General features: G+C 67.3%; 13 protein-coding genes. 8 read left to right on the forward strand and 5 right to left on the reverse strand.

The features are described from left to right. The first annotated feature begins 37 nt into the window (after positions 1-37). Positions 38-1156, forward strand: coding sequence for an NAD(P)/FAD-dependent oxidoreductase (locus tag HS048_RS01290; RefSeq protein ID WP_196465892.1), 1119 nt, complete (start codon positions 38-40; stop codon positions 1154-1156). Between the two features lie 23 nt (positions 1157-1179). On the opposite strand, the gene HS048_RS01295 is transcribed toward HS048_RS01290, so the two are convergent. Further along, entirely contained in the window at positions 1180-2493 is a 1314-nt protein-coding gene (locus HS048_RS01295; RefSeq protein WP_196465893.1) for an MFS transporter, read from the reverse strand. Between the two features lie 283 nt (positions 2494-2776). On the opposite strand from HS048_RS01295, the gene HS048_RS01300 reads away from it, so the two are divergent. Then, the gene (locus tag HS048_RS01300) at positions 2777-3910 is read left to right on the forward strand and encodes a hypothetical protein (protein WP_196465894.1); all 1134 of its coding nucleotides are present in this window, start codon (positions 2777-2779) and stop codon (positions 3908-3910) included. Positions 3911-4198: 288 nt separating this feature from the next. On the opposite strand, the gene HS048_RS01305 is transcribed toward HS048_RS01300, so the two are convergent. Further along, on the reverse strand, positions 4199-4954 hold the full coding sequence (locus HS048_RS01305; RefSeq protein ID WP_196465895.1) for a hypothetical protein: 756 nt from the start codon (positions 4952-4954) through the stop codon (positions 4199-4201). A gap of 383 nt (positions 4955-5337) precedes the next feature. Between HS048_RS01305 and HS048_RS01310 the strand changes: the two genes are divergently transcribed. The 4 genes from HS048_RS01310 (at position 5338) to HS048_RS01325 (ending at position 10879) form a co-directional block, all read left to right on the forward strand. Next, on the forward strand, positions 5338-6012 hold the full coding sequence (locus tag HS048_RS01310) for a hypothetical protein (protein ID WP_196465896.1): 675 nt from the start codon (positions 5338-5340) through the stop codon (positions 6010-6012). Between the two features lie 129 nt (positions 6013-6141). Next, on the forward strand, positions 6142-7557 hold the full coding sequence (locus tag HS048_RS01315; protein ID WP_230880681.1) for a transcriptional regulator: 1416 nt from the start codon (positions 6142-6144) through the stop codon (positions 7555-7557). Beyond that, positions 7557-9392, forward strand: a complete 1836-nt coding sequence (locus HS048_RS01320) for a DEAD/DEAH box helicase (protein ID WP_196465897.1) — start codon at positions 7557-7559, stop codon at positions 9390-9392. The genes HS048_RS01315 and HS048_RS01320 overlap by 1 nt, the downstream gene beginning before the upstream one ends. Before the next feature lie 284 nt (positions 9393-9676). After that, on the forward strand, positions 9677-10879 hold the full coding sequence (locus HS048_RS01325) for a DNA cytosine methyltransferase (RefSeq protein WP_230880682.1): 1203 nt from the start codon (positions 9677-9679) through the stop codon (positions 10877-10879). Here HS048_RS01325 and HS048_RS01330 read toward each other — a convergent pair. The 3 genes from HS048_RS01330 to HS048_RS01340 are packed head-to-tail and all read right to left on the reverse strand — an operon-like array spanning position 10850 to position 12475. Then, positions 10850-11323 carry a very short patch repair endonuclease gene (locus HS048_RS01330; protein ID WP_196465898.1) on the reverse strand — a complete coding sequence of 158 codons (474 nt, stop codon included), beginning with the start codon at positions 11321-11323 and terminating at the stop codon, positions 10850-10852. The genes HS048_RS01325 and HS048_RS01330 overlap by 30 nt on opposite strands. Positions 11324-11380: 57 nt before the next feature. Continuing rightward, positions 11381-11596, reverse strand: a complete 216-nt coding sequence (locus HS048_RS01335; protein ID WP_196465899.1) for a DUF397 domain-containing protein — start codon at positions 11594-11596, stop codon at positions 11381-11383. 30 nt (positions 11597-11626) lie between these two features. Beyond that, positions 11627-12475, reverse strand: a complete 849-nt coding sequence (locus HS048_RS01340) for a helix-turn-helix transcriptional regulator (RefSeq protein WP_196465900.1) — start codon at positions 12473-12475, stop codon at positions 11627-11629. 200 nt (positions 12476-12675) lie between these two features. On the opposite strand from HS048_RS01340, the gene HS048_RS01345 reads away from it, so the two are divergent. Next, positions 12676-12963, forward strand: coding sequence for a hypothetical protein (locus HS048_RS01345; protein WP_196465901.1), 288 nt, complete (start codon positions 12676-12678; stop codon positions 12961-12963). Further along, on the forward strand, positions 12960-13883 hold the full coding sequence (locus HS048_RS01350) for an ASCH domain-containing protein (RefSeq protein WP_196465902.1): 924 nt from the start codon (positions 12960-12962) through the stop codon (positions 13881-13883). The genes HS048_RS01345 and HS048_RS01350 overlap by 4 nt, the downstream gene beginning before the upstream one ends. Positions 13884-13910 lie beyond the last annotated feature (27 nt).

The following is a 13910-nucleotide window of genomic DNA, read 5'->3' on the forward strand; positions in this document are numbered from 1 at the left end:
TATCAGATACTTTGAGTATCAAGATTGAGGTGGCGTGATGAGAGTACTGGTAGCCGGTGCGGGCGTCGCCGGACTCGCCGCCGCGCGCGGCCTGGTCAGGGCGGGACACGAGGTCGAGGTGCACGAGCGGGCGCCCGCGCTGCGCACGGTGGGCGGGTCGGTGACGCTCTGGAGCGGGAGCACCGGGATCCTGCGCGACCTCGGGGTCGACCTGACCGGTGTCGGGCGGCGCATCGACACGATGGAGTCGTGGTCGTCCGGCGGGCGGCCGCTGGTCACCGTCGACATCGCCGCGGTGGCCCGCCGCTACGGCACGCCGAACGTGCACCTGCCCCGGCAGCGGCTGGTCGAGCGCCTCGCCGACGGCCTGCCCGAGGGCACGCTGCGCTTCGGCTCCGCCTGCACGCGGGTGGACCCCGAGCGGGGCGGGCTCGTCCTCGCCGACGGTGGTACGGCGCGCGGCGACGTCGTCGTCGGCGCGGACGGGCGCTCCTCGGCGGTGCGCGACCACCTGTGGGGCGCCGACCCCGCCCGGCTCACCGAGTGGGTCACCTGGCAGGGCTTCATCAGGCGCCCGCTCGACCTCGTCTCGTCCCACCGGGCCATCATGATCGTCGGCCGGGAGGGGCTCTGCGGCCTGATCCCGGCGGGCGAGGGGCTGCTGCTGTGGTGGTTCGACCACCGGGTCGACCACCGCGAGCCGCCGCCCGCCTCCCCCGCCGAGGCGCTGGCCGAGCGCTTCGGGAGCTGGGCCGCGCCCGTCCCCGAGGTGCTCTCCGCGATCGACGGGATCGACCGCTTCACCCACCACCGCCACCGCGTGCCGAAGGTCTGGGGCCGCGGCCGCGCGACGCTCGCCGGGGACGCCGCGCACTCCATGCCCCCGACGATGGCCCAGGGCGCGAACCAGGCCCTGGAGGACGGCTGGACGCTGGCCCGCGAGCTGGACGGCGCCGGCCCGGTGACCGAACGGCTGCGCCGCTACGAGCGGATCCGCTCCCGCCACGCCGCCCGGGCCGCCGATCTGGCGGCTACCGAGCAGACCGACAGATACCGGCCGCCGGCCCTGATGCGGCTGCTCCCCGACAGGCTGGTCACCGCGGGCTACACCGCCTGGCTCCGCCGCGTCAGCACCTACCTCACCACCACCGCCTGACCCCGGCCGGTGCGGTGCCGCCCTCACCCGTCGGGGGCCTCCCCGGTGAAGCCGCGCAGCTCCGGGCTGAGCACGGCCGCGGCGGCCGTCAGCCCGAGCAGCCCGCCCAGCACGACGAGCGCCGCCGCGCCGCCCAGCGCCGCCGCCAGCGCCCCGCCGAGGACCGGCCCGAGCGGCTTGAGCGCCATCCCGCCCGTGCTCAGGACGGCGCCCATCCGGCCGAGCATCTCCTCGGGCACCATCCGCGCGACCGCCACGTTCATCACCACGTTGAGCGAGGGCGTCGACAGGGTGACGAACACCAGCGGGACCATCGGCCACCACGCCCCCCACGGCAGCGCCGTGGCCGCCAGCGCGGCGCCGAAGACCGCCACGACGGCCGGCAGCAGTCTGCCGGGCGGCAGGAGCCTGCTGATCCGGCCCGACAGCAGCGACCCGACCAGGCCGCCGACGCCGAGACCGGCCAGGACCGCGCCGGTGGTGAACGCGTCGCCGCCGCGCTCGCCGACGAGCACGATCAACGGGATCAGGAACGCCCCGCCCAGCAGGTTGAGGACCATCACCGCCGCGGTGACCTCCCGCAGGCCCTTCCGGCGCCACAGCCAGGCGACGGCCTCACCCGCCTCCCGGCGCATGCCCCGCCGGGCCGGCCGCCGCCCTCCGCCGTCCTCACGTGCCTCGCCGTCCGGCCATTCCCCGGCCTCCGGCCGTACCCCGCCGTCCGGCCGGGAGGATGCGCCCGGCCGGTCCGCCGGGCGGCGCGGCACCTTCGCCAGGACGTAGCAGAGCGTGGCGGCGAGGAAGGTGACGGCGTCGACGACGAAGGGCACCGCCCGCCCGAGGCCGTACAGCAGGCCGCCGAGCGGGGGGCCGATCAGCCCGGCGGCGTGGGTGCGGGCCTCCTCCTGCGCGTAGGCGGCGTGCAGCTGGCCCGGCGGGACGATCCCGCGGATCGCCGTGTCCTGGACGGGACCGATGAACGCGGCGCACAGCCCGTCGAGCACCGCCAGCGCGACGAAGTGCCAGGCCTGCGCCCGGCCGGTGAGGATCAGCGCCGCCAGCAGCGCCGAGACGACCGCTTGGAGCCCCTGAGCGGTGACCAGCGTGCGGCGGCGGTCCCACCGGTCCACCCAGACGCCGGCGGGCATCTGGACCAGGACGAAGGCGACGGTGCGGGCCCCGGCGACGACGCCCGCCAGCCCCGGCGAACCGGTGAGCGCCAGCACCAGCAGCGGCATGGCGAGCCGGGTGAGCTCCGACCCCAGATGGGAGACGGCGCTGCCGAGCCAGAGCAGCTGAAAGCGCACGTTCCTGCGCAGCTGGACGATGTCGGTCACGAAGTGTCTTCCTCGGCTGCCGGAGCACCGTTCGCCTGGCCGGGAGCGCCGCTTCCTGCCGGGGGATCCTGCGCCGACGGGCTGTCCGGTGTGGAGTCCATGATGCCCGCCGGACTCCGCCACCACGGCCTCCGCGCCGCCCGGGGAGCCCCGTCGGCAGCTTCCGCCCGTAGTACGACACCGTCCGCGGAGGCACCGGGGCGCTCTGCTCTCGTCGTAGCGTTCAGGCGTCCTCATCGTAGGGTTCAGACGAAAACCTCACGCTTCGACTCCGGAGGTGTCGATGGGCGCGGGAGCGCGGCCGCACGGATCCCACGCGACCTGGCGCGAGGTGCGCCGCCATCTCAACGAGCACCGCCACGAGCTTGCGCGGGCCGCCGACCGGCTCTACCCGGACCTGCCCAGGGTCGGATCGACGCACCTGCTCACCAGGGAGACGTGGACGCCGACCCGGCCCGTCGACCTCCACCGGATCGCCCTGCGCTGGGACGACCGGCCGCCCGCTCCGGCGGTGACCGGTCGCGAGGCGGAAGCCGGATCCACGCTCCCGCCGGGCCTGCCGTCCTACTCCCAGGCGATGGAGGCCCTCGACAAGCCCCGGCTGTTCGAGGACCGTACGTGCTACCGGCTGCTCGACGTGGACTGGCCGGAGCTGGGCTTCGCCCGTGGCCGCTACTTCGACGGGGTCGACGTCGGCGAGGCCGCCGCCCACGAGTTCGCGGCGGCCAGGCTGCTCGCAGAGGCGGACCTTCCCCTCCGCCGGCTCGTCGCCGACCCCACCGACCTGCGCCCCCGGGTCGCACTCCCGGCGATCTCCATGCTGACGTTGCGGCGCGACAGCTGTACCGGCGCGATGACCTTCGTGCTCCACTGGCGCGACCCGGCCCGGGTCGCGCACGGAGGAGGGCTCTACCAGGTCATGCCCGTGGGAGTGTTCCAGCCCGCCGAGGAGGCGGCCGACTTCGACCTGTGGAAGTGCGTGGTCCGGGAGTACGCCGAGGAGTTCCTCGGCCGACCGGAGGTGTACGGCGACGCCTTCGACTACGGGGCCTGGCCGCTCTACCAGGAGCTGACGGAGGCGCGCGAGGACGGCCGGCTGCGGCGCTGGTGCTCGGGATGGGTGTGGGCCCCCTCACCTTCACCTCCTCGCGGTGACCGTGATCGAGGCGGAGACCTTCGACACGGTCTTCGGCGACGTCACCGCGTCGAACGAGGAGGGACGCGTCATCGGCGCGAAGGGCATCCCGTTCGACGACGACTCAGTAAGCCGGTACGTCCACCACGAGCCGATGCAGGCGGCCGGCGCGGCCGTCCTCGAACTCGCCTGGAAGCACCGCCGTACCCTCGCCTCGCAGCCGTGAACCGCGTAAGCACGCAACCGGGTCCGGTAGCAGACGGCGCCGACCGGCTCCCGTGACGAGGAGGGCACCACCGACCATGGTCCGAAGGAGCCACGGCATGAACGGGGAACGACAGCGCCCGGCAACCACCCGACGAGCATCAGCGGCTCGCCCGCTACCTGCGGAAACTGACGGATGTCCGCCCGCAGGACGAAGCCGACCTGCTGCGCCTGATCATTAATGAATTCCGGACAACTGCCCACATAATCACGCCAAACTCGGACGATTGAAGGTTGCATTAGCTTGCTGTTGCCCGAGGCCTAGGAACTTGCTGTTGCTCGAGGCCTAGGAACGGAGAGCTTCCATCAATCAGCGGCAGCGGCCCGAAGCACTGCATTAGCGTCGACATACCGCCCGGTCTCGACCAGCAGGCGCACAAGGCCTATCACGTCTCTTAGCGGGCGCATTCCAGCATGGTGGAGAACGGCCTCGGCGGCCTCATCGAGGCCGACAGCCCTGCAGGAGTCGATGATCACTGCCACCTCCTCGACCTTCGACGTACGGCCGGCGTGACGAATGATCACATGCGCGTCGGCAATCCGCTCTCCCTGGAGGTGACGGGCAAGGACATCGGCGACGGCCGACTCGGCTTCCGAGCCGGGGTGCCGGTCCCCCTCCCCAGAGGGGACCGGCACCCCGGTTTGCATTCCAGCGTCAACGGCAGGGGAATCCGGCCCCGCTACAGCTTTTCCTTTCGGCTCCTCCTGATCCACATGCGGCGCATCCGAGGCAGCCGGCTTCTGAGGAGTCGGCTGCCCCGATCCTCCGTTCACTCCTCCTTCCGGAGGGACGGGGGAGCCGCATATCGGGCATGTGCGGACCCTCTCGCCCTTGGCCTCCCGATATGCAGTCGCAAGCTCTTCCCAGCTGAAAGGCATGGGCGCATCACCGCCTTTCCCTCCGCCTCGTGCGAGTCCGTAGAGATCCACTAGGACCTTCAGTTCGCTGGGTACACGACGGGCTGTGAGGTAGCAGGTAAGACTGGGCGGCTTCACGCCTATCCGCCCTGCGATCCTCGCGCCAGTCATCGGCATGAGCAATGCGCACAGTTCGTCCAGCATCCCCGCCAGTCGGTACTGCTCAGGGGTCTTGCCGGAGACAAGCCGCCTTGGTTCCCGTGCTCGTGCGCCCAATGTTGATCTCCTACCACAGTAGACATAAAGACACAAAGCAGACACCAAGAGACAAGGTAGTGCCGCACCCGATAGCCCGCAGAACGGGTGAAGCGTAACTATAGCTACAAATCGGCAAGGAGCCATTGAAACGATAGATCTTTGCACTCGTGCAAATATTTGCACCTATTGCAAAGACCGGCTCCTTCTTCACCAAAGGACCGTTTGGGGTTTAATTGGGTGCACCTTGCCTCGCCGGTCGCCCATCAAGCTCCATCAGGCTTCAGTCGTGGCATGCGGAGACCACGCGTTCAGAGAGGAATCGTGTTCACATGCAGCTTCCGTCGTGGGAGGACCCCCGCCTGGGGACGATGAAGCGAGCGGCCCTGTGGCTGGTCCAAGTCATCGGGGTGGGGAACAGCTTTACGAAAGAGCAGCTCAGAGAGGCGTTCCCCGGTGTGACCCAGATCGACCGCCGCACCCGTGACCTGCGAGACTTCGGCTGGAAGATCAACACTAGCCGCGAAGACCTGACCCTTGAGGCGAACGAGCAGCGCTTCGTGGCCATGGGCGAGCCGGTCTGGGAGCCCGGCAAGGCCACGAAGAAGGCCTCGGCCTCTATCACGGCAGCGCAGCGCCGTGAGCTGCTGGCCAGGGACGACTACATGTGCCGATCGTGCGGCATCGCCGCCGGACAACCTTTCGAAGGCACCTACGAGGTTGCTCAGCTCGAAGTCGCACGCCGCAAGGTCCGCCGGCCTGACGGCGAGGTCGTCGTCCAGTGGGTAACCGAGTGCAACCGCTGCCGCGTCGGCGGCCGGGAACTCTCCGTGGACCTCGGCGAGATCTTGAACCGGGTCCGGCGCCTTCCCGCCTTCGAGCGCCAGATCCTGAAGGACTGGGTCGGTACGGACAAGCGACCGTTCAGCGAGGTGGAAACCCTGTGGGCGGTTTATCGCACTCTGCCTTCGGAGTCGCGTACCGCGGTCCAGGAGGCTCTTGGCTGAATCCTCTGCGGCGCTTGGTCGGCCAGACCGGCAGCCCCCCGTTCGGCCTGGCCGGCCAAGCGCCGCATGTATGCCCATAGACCGAGAAGCCCTGATTCCAGCACATCCACACAATTCTGAGGAGACATCATGCGGGTGGACTTCGGCCTTCCCCCTCGCGCGGAAGAGAACAGGACACTCATCGAGCAGCGGCTCAAGGAAGCCCAGGAGGCCGTCGGCGTCCGCGAGACACTGACGATCGAGTGGCGCGGCCAGCCCTTGAACGTCGAAGTCATCGACATGCCGGTCGACTCGACCTATTACAACCCCGGCACGCACCGGATCCGCGCCCAGCGCAGCTTCGACCCGGACCGCGACCGGATACTGAACGAGGCCCCGTGGAGTGACATCAGTCAGGACTACCTCGACTACCTGCTGAAGCACCTGCCGGCCGACCCTTCCAAGCGCGATCCCGACTTCGACGCCCTCAAGGAGAGTCTGCGGGAGTTCAAGCAGAACGAACCCGGCCTCATCACCCGCGAAGGCGTTCTCGTCAACGCCAACACGAGACGCGCAGCACTCAAGGAGCTCGGCGTCGGGCACATCCGCGTAGGCGTTCTCCCCGAATCATGCACCTGGGATGATGTGAACGCCGTGGAGCTGGCCCTGCAGCTTCGCAGGGATCACCGGCGTGAATATTCCTACATCAACCGCCTCCTGGCGATCGAAGAGCAGCTGGCTATGGGGCGCCCTGTCGCTGAGATCGCTCGTGAGTTCCGAGTCAGAACGGCGACCTGCGATCAGGACATCTGGATCCTCAACACTTTGCGCGACCTGATCACCCGCAGCAGCAAAGGGGAGGTGCGTCTGCGGCTTATGGACTTCGAGGAGCACCAGGAAAAGCTCCGCGAGCTGCACCGTCGGTATGTCAAGGAGAGTGCAGCCAGCAAGGAGAACGCGGACCTTCTGAAGGAGAGCCGACTAGCCGCGATCGTCTTGGGGTTCTCCAAGACCGACGTCCGCTACATCGAGCCGGAGTTCCGTTCCCGATACCTCACCTCTCGCCTACCGGATGCACTGAATCCTCAGGTCTCCACAGCTCCCGCATCGACGGTGATCCCTGGGCTGAACCGGAGCGTCAAGCCGGGCAGCTCACAGGTAGCGGAAGCCCGTGCGCTCACCGACCTGCTCCTGAGAGCAAAAGCTGTAGAGACGTCCAGGGATAACTTCTCCAACTCTGCTTCCAAGGAAGCTCGCCAGACAATCGCTGCAGCGAAAAAAGCATTCGATGAAGCATTGAAGCCTGCGGGCAATGACGGACGGTTGCGCAAGCGCAAGCAGGCGGCTCCCGATCGGATCAACAACGCATGCGAAGACCTCGAGCAGTGCGTCATCGACGTGGTGATGGCCCGGGCCTCCAGCAGCTTGGATGAAGAAGCGTTCGACGAGGCTGTAATCAAACTTCGAGAGACACTCAGCAGGCTGGCGGTGGAATCGGCGCGCAGTATCAAGGTCCGCGGGGACGGCGTGTCCTGGCTGCTCGACGCTGTCGGGCTGGAGGCGTAATGAGTGCGGGGCAGTCGTCTCTGACTATCGAATTCGACGTAACGCGGACCAAGGCTGTCCTGCGGACGCTGCCTGAGTACCAGGCTGCTTTGGCTCGGCTGGCGACCCGCTTCCCTGCGGGCCGCCAGCTCGGACTCCTCGCTGCTGAGATCGATCTGGATGACTTCCTAGTCGGTATCGGGGAACTCAGCACGTGGCCGGTACAGGACAGCGTGGAATGGGAGGAAACGCTCGCTGAGCTCGTCCGCGGTGTCCTGGACGACTCCGAGGTTGCCGAGCAGCGCATCCATGATCGCGAAGCCTCCGGGATACAGGCAGTCCAGCCGGGCGAAGTCGTCTCCCTCCTCGGCACAGATTGGACTGCAGATCTGACCTCTTTCCAGCGCCGGGACATCGCGCGGCTTCTCTCCCTGCAGCACGGTGCGAACTTCAGCGTGCCCGGAGCTGGGAAGACCCGAGTGGCCCTAGCTGTGTTCGCTGCTATGCGTGAGCGCGGCGAAGTGCAGCGTGTGCTCGTGGTGAGTCCCAAATCGGCTTACGAGTCCTGGCAGTACGAGAACGCCGTGTGCTTTAAGGAACCGCTCCGGGCACAGGTTATGAAGAAGACGCCGGCACAGGGTGTCGAGCTGCTGATCGTCAACTACGAGCGGCTGGATCGGTCTCTTGCAGGACTTGCCTCCTGGCTCAGGGCAGCTCCTTCAATGATCATCTTGGATGAAGCCCACCGGATGAAGCTGGGAGCCCGGGGCATCTACGGTTCCGCGTGCCTGGCGCTGGGGCCGCTCGCCAAGCGTCGGCTGATCCTGACCGGGACGCCGGCTCCGAACGGAGCACGCGACCTGGAGAACCTCCTCTCTTTCGTATGGCCCGGCCACGGGCGCCGTGTCGTGACAGAGGCCGTGGGCGGGGGGAACCTCGCCCACGCCAGCGCTGTACTGCGTCCGCTGTTCACCCGCACCACCAAGCAGGAGCTGGGGCTTCCTCCGTTCGAGCCCCGGATCCGGTATGTGGACCTGCCACCCGTGCACGAGGAGATCTACGAGGCCCTCAAGGGCAACTACTCGGCACGGGCTGAAGCATCACGCGACGACCTCGACGGCCTCGGCCGGGCCATGCTCCGGATGCTGATGGCAGCGATCAGTCCGGCCCTGCTGGTGGAGGGCAGCAGCCGCTACGAGCCTCTGGTCTACCAGGTGCCGCCTCTGGAGATGACGCCGGAGGACTCGCTATACGACCTGTTCCGGAACCTGCCGAGCTACGAGATGTCGCCGAAGTACCAGGAGGCGCTGGGCATCGTCGCCGAGAACGCGGCGGCGGGCCGCAAGACCCTGGTCTGGTCGACCTTCGTACGCAGTCTCACGACCATGGAGCGGATGCTCGCGCCGTACCGGCCAGCAACCGTGCACGGCGGCACCCCGGACCGGGAAGAGCAGATCCACCGGTTCCGAGAGGATCCGGACTGCATGGTCCTGCTCTCCAACCCGGCCACCCTCGGCGAGGGCATCAGCCTCCACCAGGTCTGCCATGACGCGGTCTACATCGACCGGGACTTCATGGCCGGCCGTTTCCTGCAGAGCCTCGACCGGATCCATCGCCTCGGCCTTCCCCCGGAGACCGAGACCCGGGTCACGGTCCTGGCCACACGCCGCACCCTCGACGAGGTGGTGGCTCTCAGGCTGGAGGAGAAGCTCCAGTTCATGGGCCGGATCCTGGACGACCCTGATGTCCAGCAGCTGGCTGACCTCGAAGAGGAGCCTTCGATCGCAGGAGGGATGGATATGGCTGACATCCAGGCCCTGCTAGGGCACCTCGGCGGCAGCATTCCCGTAGGCTGACCGCTCCTCGCCGGTGCCGCACCCTGGTGAAGAGAGAACCATGCGGCACCGGCACCTCCACGCGGTCGGCCGCAGGTCCCGGACTCCGCGAACACAGATTCCCCGAGTCGCGATCCTCGCAGCAGACGATCTGTACTGTGTCACTCACGACACTGAGGGCTCCCTGGGAACCAAGACTTTCCGGGTGAAACCCCCTAGAGTCGTCGGTATAGTGACCGTTCACTTGTTCGATCGGCTCGGGGGACGCGACCGTGCCGCTGCGGTGCCTGGCCGTACTGCCAGGCATGACAGAGGAGGCCTGGATGCCGGGGCAGGACCGGGAATACACATCGGTCGAGATCTGCGCCGGCGCAGGAGGCCAAGCCCTCGGCCTCCACCAGGCCGGGTTCCGTCACAGGGCACTCATCGAAGTTGACACGCACGCCTGCATGACCCTCGAGCAGAATCTCAACGAGCTTCGCGGGCGCGGTGAATGCAAGGTCTTCAAGGAAGATCTGAAGAAGTTCACCCAGAGCAGCGAGCGGCAGCCAGACCAGTTCAATCTCTCAAGTCTCGGGATAGACGGCGAGCAGATCGACCTGCTCGCCGGCGGGGTGCCCTGCCCGCCCTTCTCTCTGGCGGGCAAGCAGCTCGGACAGGACGACGAACGCGATCTCTTCCCGGTGATGCTCGACATGGTCGAAGCCATCAAGCCGAGAGCCGTCATGATCGAGAACGTTCGCGGGCTGCTCAGTGAAAAGTTCTTCGACTACCGGCTGTCTATCATCAAACGACTGAAAGAACTGGAATACGAGACTGTCGAATGGGATCTCGTCGAAGCCCGCAACTTCGGCGTTCCACAACTTCGCCCCCGGGCTATCCTCATCGCTCTGCAGCGAAAGTACAGGCCGTATTTCCCCGGGAGAATCCCGCACGGGGACGGAGACCCCGCAAAGTTCAATACAGTAGCCGCTGCGCTCGACAAATCGATGCAGGAGCGGCTCGATCCGTTCGGGCCTGAAGGCAAAGAACGCCTCGAGTGGTGGCGTGAACGCGTTGCGCGGGGAGGGGTTGCCCCGACACTCGTCGGCGGCTCCAAGAAGCATGGCGGCGCGGACCTCGGCCCCTCCCGGGCGAAGCAGGCGTGGGAAGCTCTAGGTATCGATGCCCACGGTGTTGCCGACGACGAAGTCGTGAATAAGGACCGCGACCTGTTCGGCCCGCGCGGTATCAAGCTGACCGTCAGGCAGGCCGCCATTATCCAAGGCTTCCCAGAGCACTGGGAGTTCGCAGGAAGAAAGACCGCGGCCTACCGACAAGTCGGCAACGCCTTCCCGCCACCAGTGGCTAGGGCCATGGGTGAAGCCATCATCAAGGCACTTAGCCAGGCCGATCAGGAAAAACCACCCCTCCTCTCCGAAGAGAGGACACGCACTACTTCTGCCGACAGGACGCCCGGAATCCAAGAACAACTTGAGCTAGCTTCGAAAGAACTTGAGCCTGCGTAGCATCACAGCCTCCTTCACTTCAGCAGCGCACTCCTCCGCAGGCTGGTGCTCCCAGAACCTGAGTACCAGCCAGTCGGCCTCTGCCAGACGTGCATCAGTGTCCCGATCACGCTGAACATTCTTGGCGATCTTCTCCCGCCAGTAGTCTGGATTTGTCTTCGGCGGAACGAAGTGCTCCGGGCAGCCGTGCCAGAAGCACCCGTCCACAAACACCGCTACACGGACTGGGCGAAAGACCAAATCAGCAGTGCGGCGCATGCCCGGCAGTGGCTTGGCAGCAACCCGGTAGCGCAGTCCAGCGGCGTGGACCAGTGACCTCAGCAGAAGCTCTGGAGACGTGTCCCGGTTGCGGTTGCCCAGCATGCTTCGTCTGTTGGCAGCAGAGGATGCCCAGGAGCCTTCAGGTGGCACCCAGGGCCCAGGCTCTGACGTCTGACCGCTCATCGTCGGAAGTCTAGACGAGCCAGGCGTGAGTGCCTGCCGATAAAACTGCGGCGGGATTCAACAGAGAAGTCCGAAGTCACCGCACTTGATGCCGCCGATGAAGGACCTCCATTGGTCCGGCGAGAAGAGCAGCACCGGACCTCCGGGGTCTTTGCTGTCGCGGACGGCGACGACGCCGGAGAGGTTGTCAGCCACCTCTACGCAGTTGCCGCCGTCGGTGCTGTAGCTGCTCTTGCGCCACTCGGCACGGGACAAGTCCGCGTTCGAGGTCATCCCGTGACTCCCTTCTCGATGAGCCCCAGGCTATGAGCTGATCATGGAGGAGATGAGGGTAACCGACTCCTCTGCGATAAGTGCCCGATTAGTCAGGTTCTCGAACATCTGCCTGTACTTCGCGAGCTCGTCGGTGTCTTCGAGGACCAGACCGCTGGTGGCCTGTTCGAGGTAGACGAGGTCGGGATCCGCCGGGTCGGGAAACTCCAGGAAGACGAACGGGCCGTCCATCGCCGGATGGGCTCCGCTCCGGAAGGGCAGCACCTGGATCGTGACGTTCGGCAGCTCGCTCCACCGGAGCAGGGAGGCGAGCTGGCCGTTCATCGTCTCCAGGCCCCCCACCACACGCACCAGAGCCGCCTCGTCGAGCACCACGTGCAGCCGGATCGGGTCGTCCCGGGTGAGCAGTTGCTGGCGGGCGAGGCGTACACCGATCTTTTTCTCCACGTGGCCCGCACTGGGGCGCATGGCCGTCGCCTCGATCACCGCCCGCGCGTACGCCTCGGTCTGCAGCAGGCCGGGAACGACCTGGACCTCGTACGTCCGGATCGCCTCGGCATCGGCTTCGAAACCGATGTAGGAGTCGAAGCCGGCCTTCATCGTGTCCCGGTGGCGGTGCCACCAGCCCTTCTGCCGGGACTCCCGCGCCAGCGCGACCAGCTCTCGCCGGAGCACGTCGTCGTTGACCTTGTAGTGGTCGAGCAGGTCGCTGACGTCCCCGTGGTGGACGCTCACCCGCCCGGTCTCTATGCGGGAGACCTTGGTCGCGGACCATCCCAGAGTGGCGGCCACCTCGGTCCCATTGAGGCCGGAGGCTTCCCGCAGGCGTCGCAGTTCGATCCCGAGTCGGCGCCGTCGAGCCGTAGGACTGATGGGCATCCTTACCCTCCTGTTGGGGCCCCCAGCTTGGCAAAGCCCTTCAGCCTGCGCAAACACAGTCGATCTGAAGTTTTCGCGTAAACGCAATTGCGCGGAGGCGATCGCTCATGCATGCTCCAAGCGTACGGCTCGTCACCCTGCGTGAGAATCAAGTCTCGGGAACCGCAGGAGGAGCCTCATCCGTCACGAAGGGCCAGACGATGAAGCCACACAATCCGCAGGCGCAGTTCATCCACCTCCTGCGGCTGGGGTGGGATCTGCGGACCCTCGGGGTCGGCACCGCGCTCGTCCTCCCCGCCACCGGCCGGCCGGTGCTGGAGGTCATGTCCGGGGGTGAGACGCGCGTCCGGATCACGGCCGTACGGCGGGGCCGCGAGTGGGTGTTCACCTGGCGGCCCTGGTGGGCGCGGTGCTGGCGGCGGGGCGAGTCCGTCTGCGCCGAGGCTGACAACGCGGCGGACATAATCGTCGCGGAGGTGATCGCATGACCGCGCCGCAGCGGATCCACCGGAACGGGCCCCGGCAGGCGCGCCATGCCGTACTCGAAGTGCTCCGGTGCCGCGAGTTCCCCGGGGTCCCCGCCTCCGTGTCGGAGGCCCGCGCGTGGGCGCGGGGCCTGCTGAGCGGGGAGATCGCCGACGACACCCTCGACGTCGCGCTGCTCCTGCTCAGCGAGGTCTTCACCAACTCCGTGGTGCACTCCGACTCCGGCCGCGTCCCGGGCGGTACGGTGACCGTCTATCTGGGCGCGCTCGACGGCCTGGCCCACGTCGAGGTGATCGACGATGGGTCGGCCACGACGATGCCCTTCCTCCGCGCCGCGACCCCTGACGGCGAGAACGGGCGCGGCCTGGCCCTGGTGGACCTGCTGGCCGCGAAGTGGAGCGTTCACCACGACGAGGAGACGGGCACCGCGGTCTGGTTCCAGGTCTGCGGGGAGACTGCGGTATCAAGCCGACCCTCGGGGTCGTACCATCACGTGATGACCCAAGACGATCTCCCCGTGGCCGAGTTCGCCTTCCCCGGCCCGCTCCGTGACCGGCTGGTGGCCGCGATCCTGTCCGGCGAGAAGAGGGCCACCACCGATCTGTACGCCGCCGTCGAGCACCTGAACGAGGCGCTGCCCCGTGTCGGCGACCGCAGCGTGGTCGTCGACTCCGAGGAACGACCGGTCGCCGTCATCGAGACGACCGAGGTGCGCGTGATACCGATCCGTGACGTCGACGAGGACTTCGCCCGCGACGAGGGAGAGGGCCTGGCGACGGTCCAGGAATGGCGTGCGGCCCATGAGCGGTTCTGGAGCGGGGACGAATGGCGTCGATTGATGGGCGGCGTCTCTCCCGCCATCACCGACGACACCCTCGTGGTCGCCGAGCGGTTCCGGCTGGTCGAACCGCTCACCCCATGACCCGCCATCGCGTCCCGGGAGCCGGGT

It is taken from the genome of Planomonospora sp. ID91781 (genome assembly GCF_015711595.1).
Lineage (GTDB): Bacteria > Actinomycetota > Actinomycetes > Streptosporangiales > Streptosporangiaceae > Planomonospora > Planomonospora parontospora.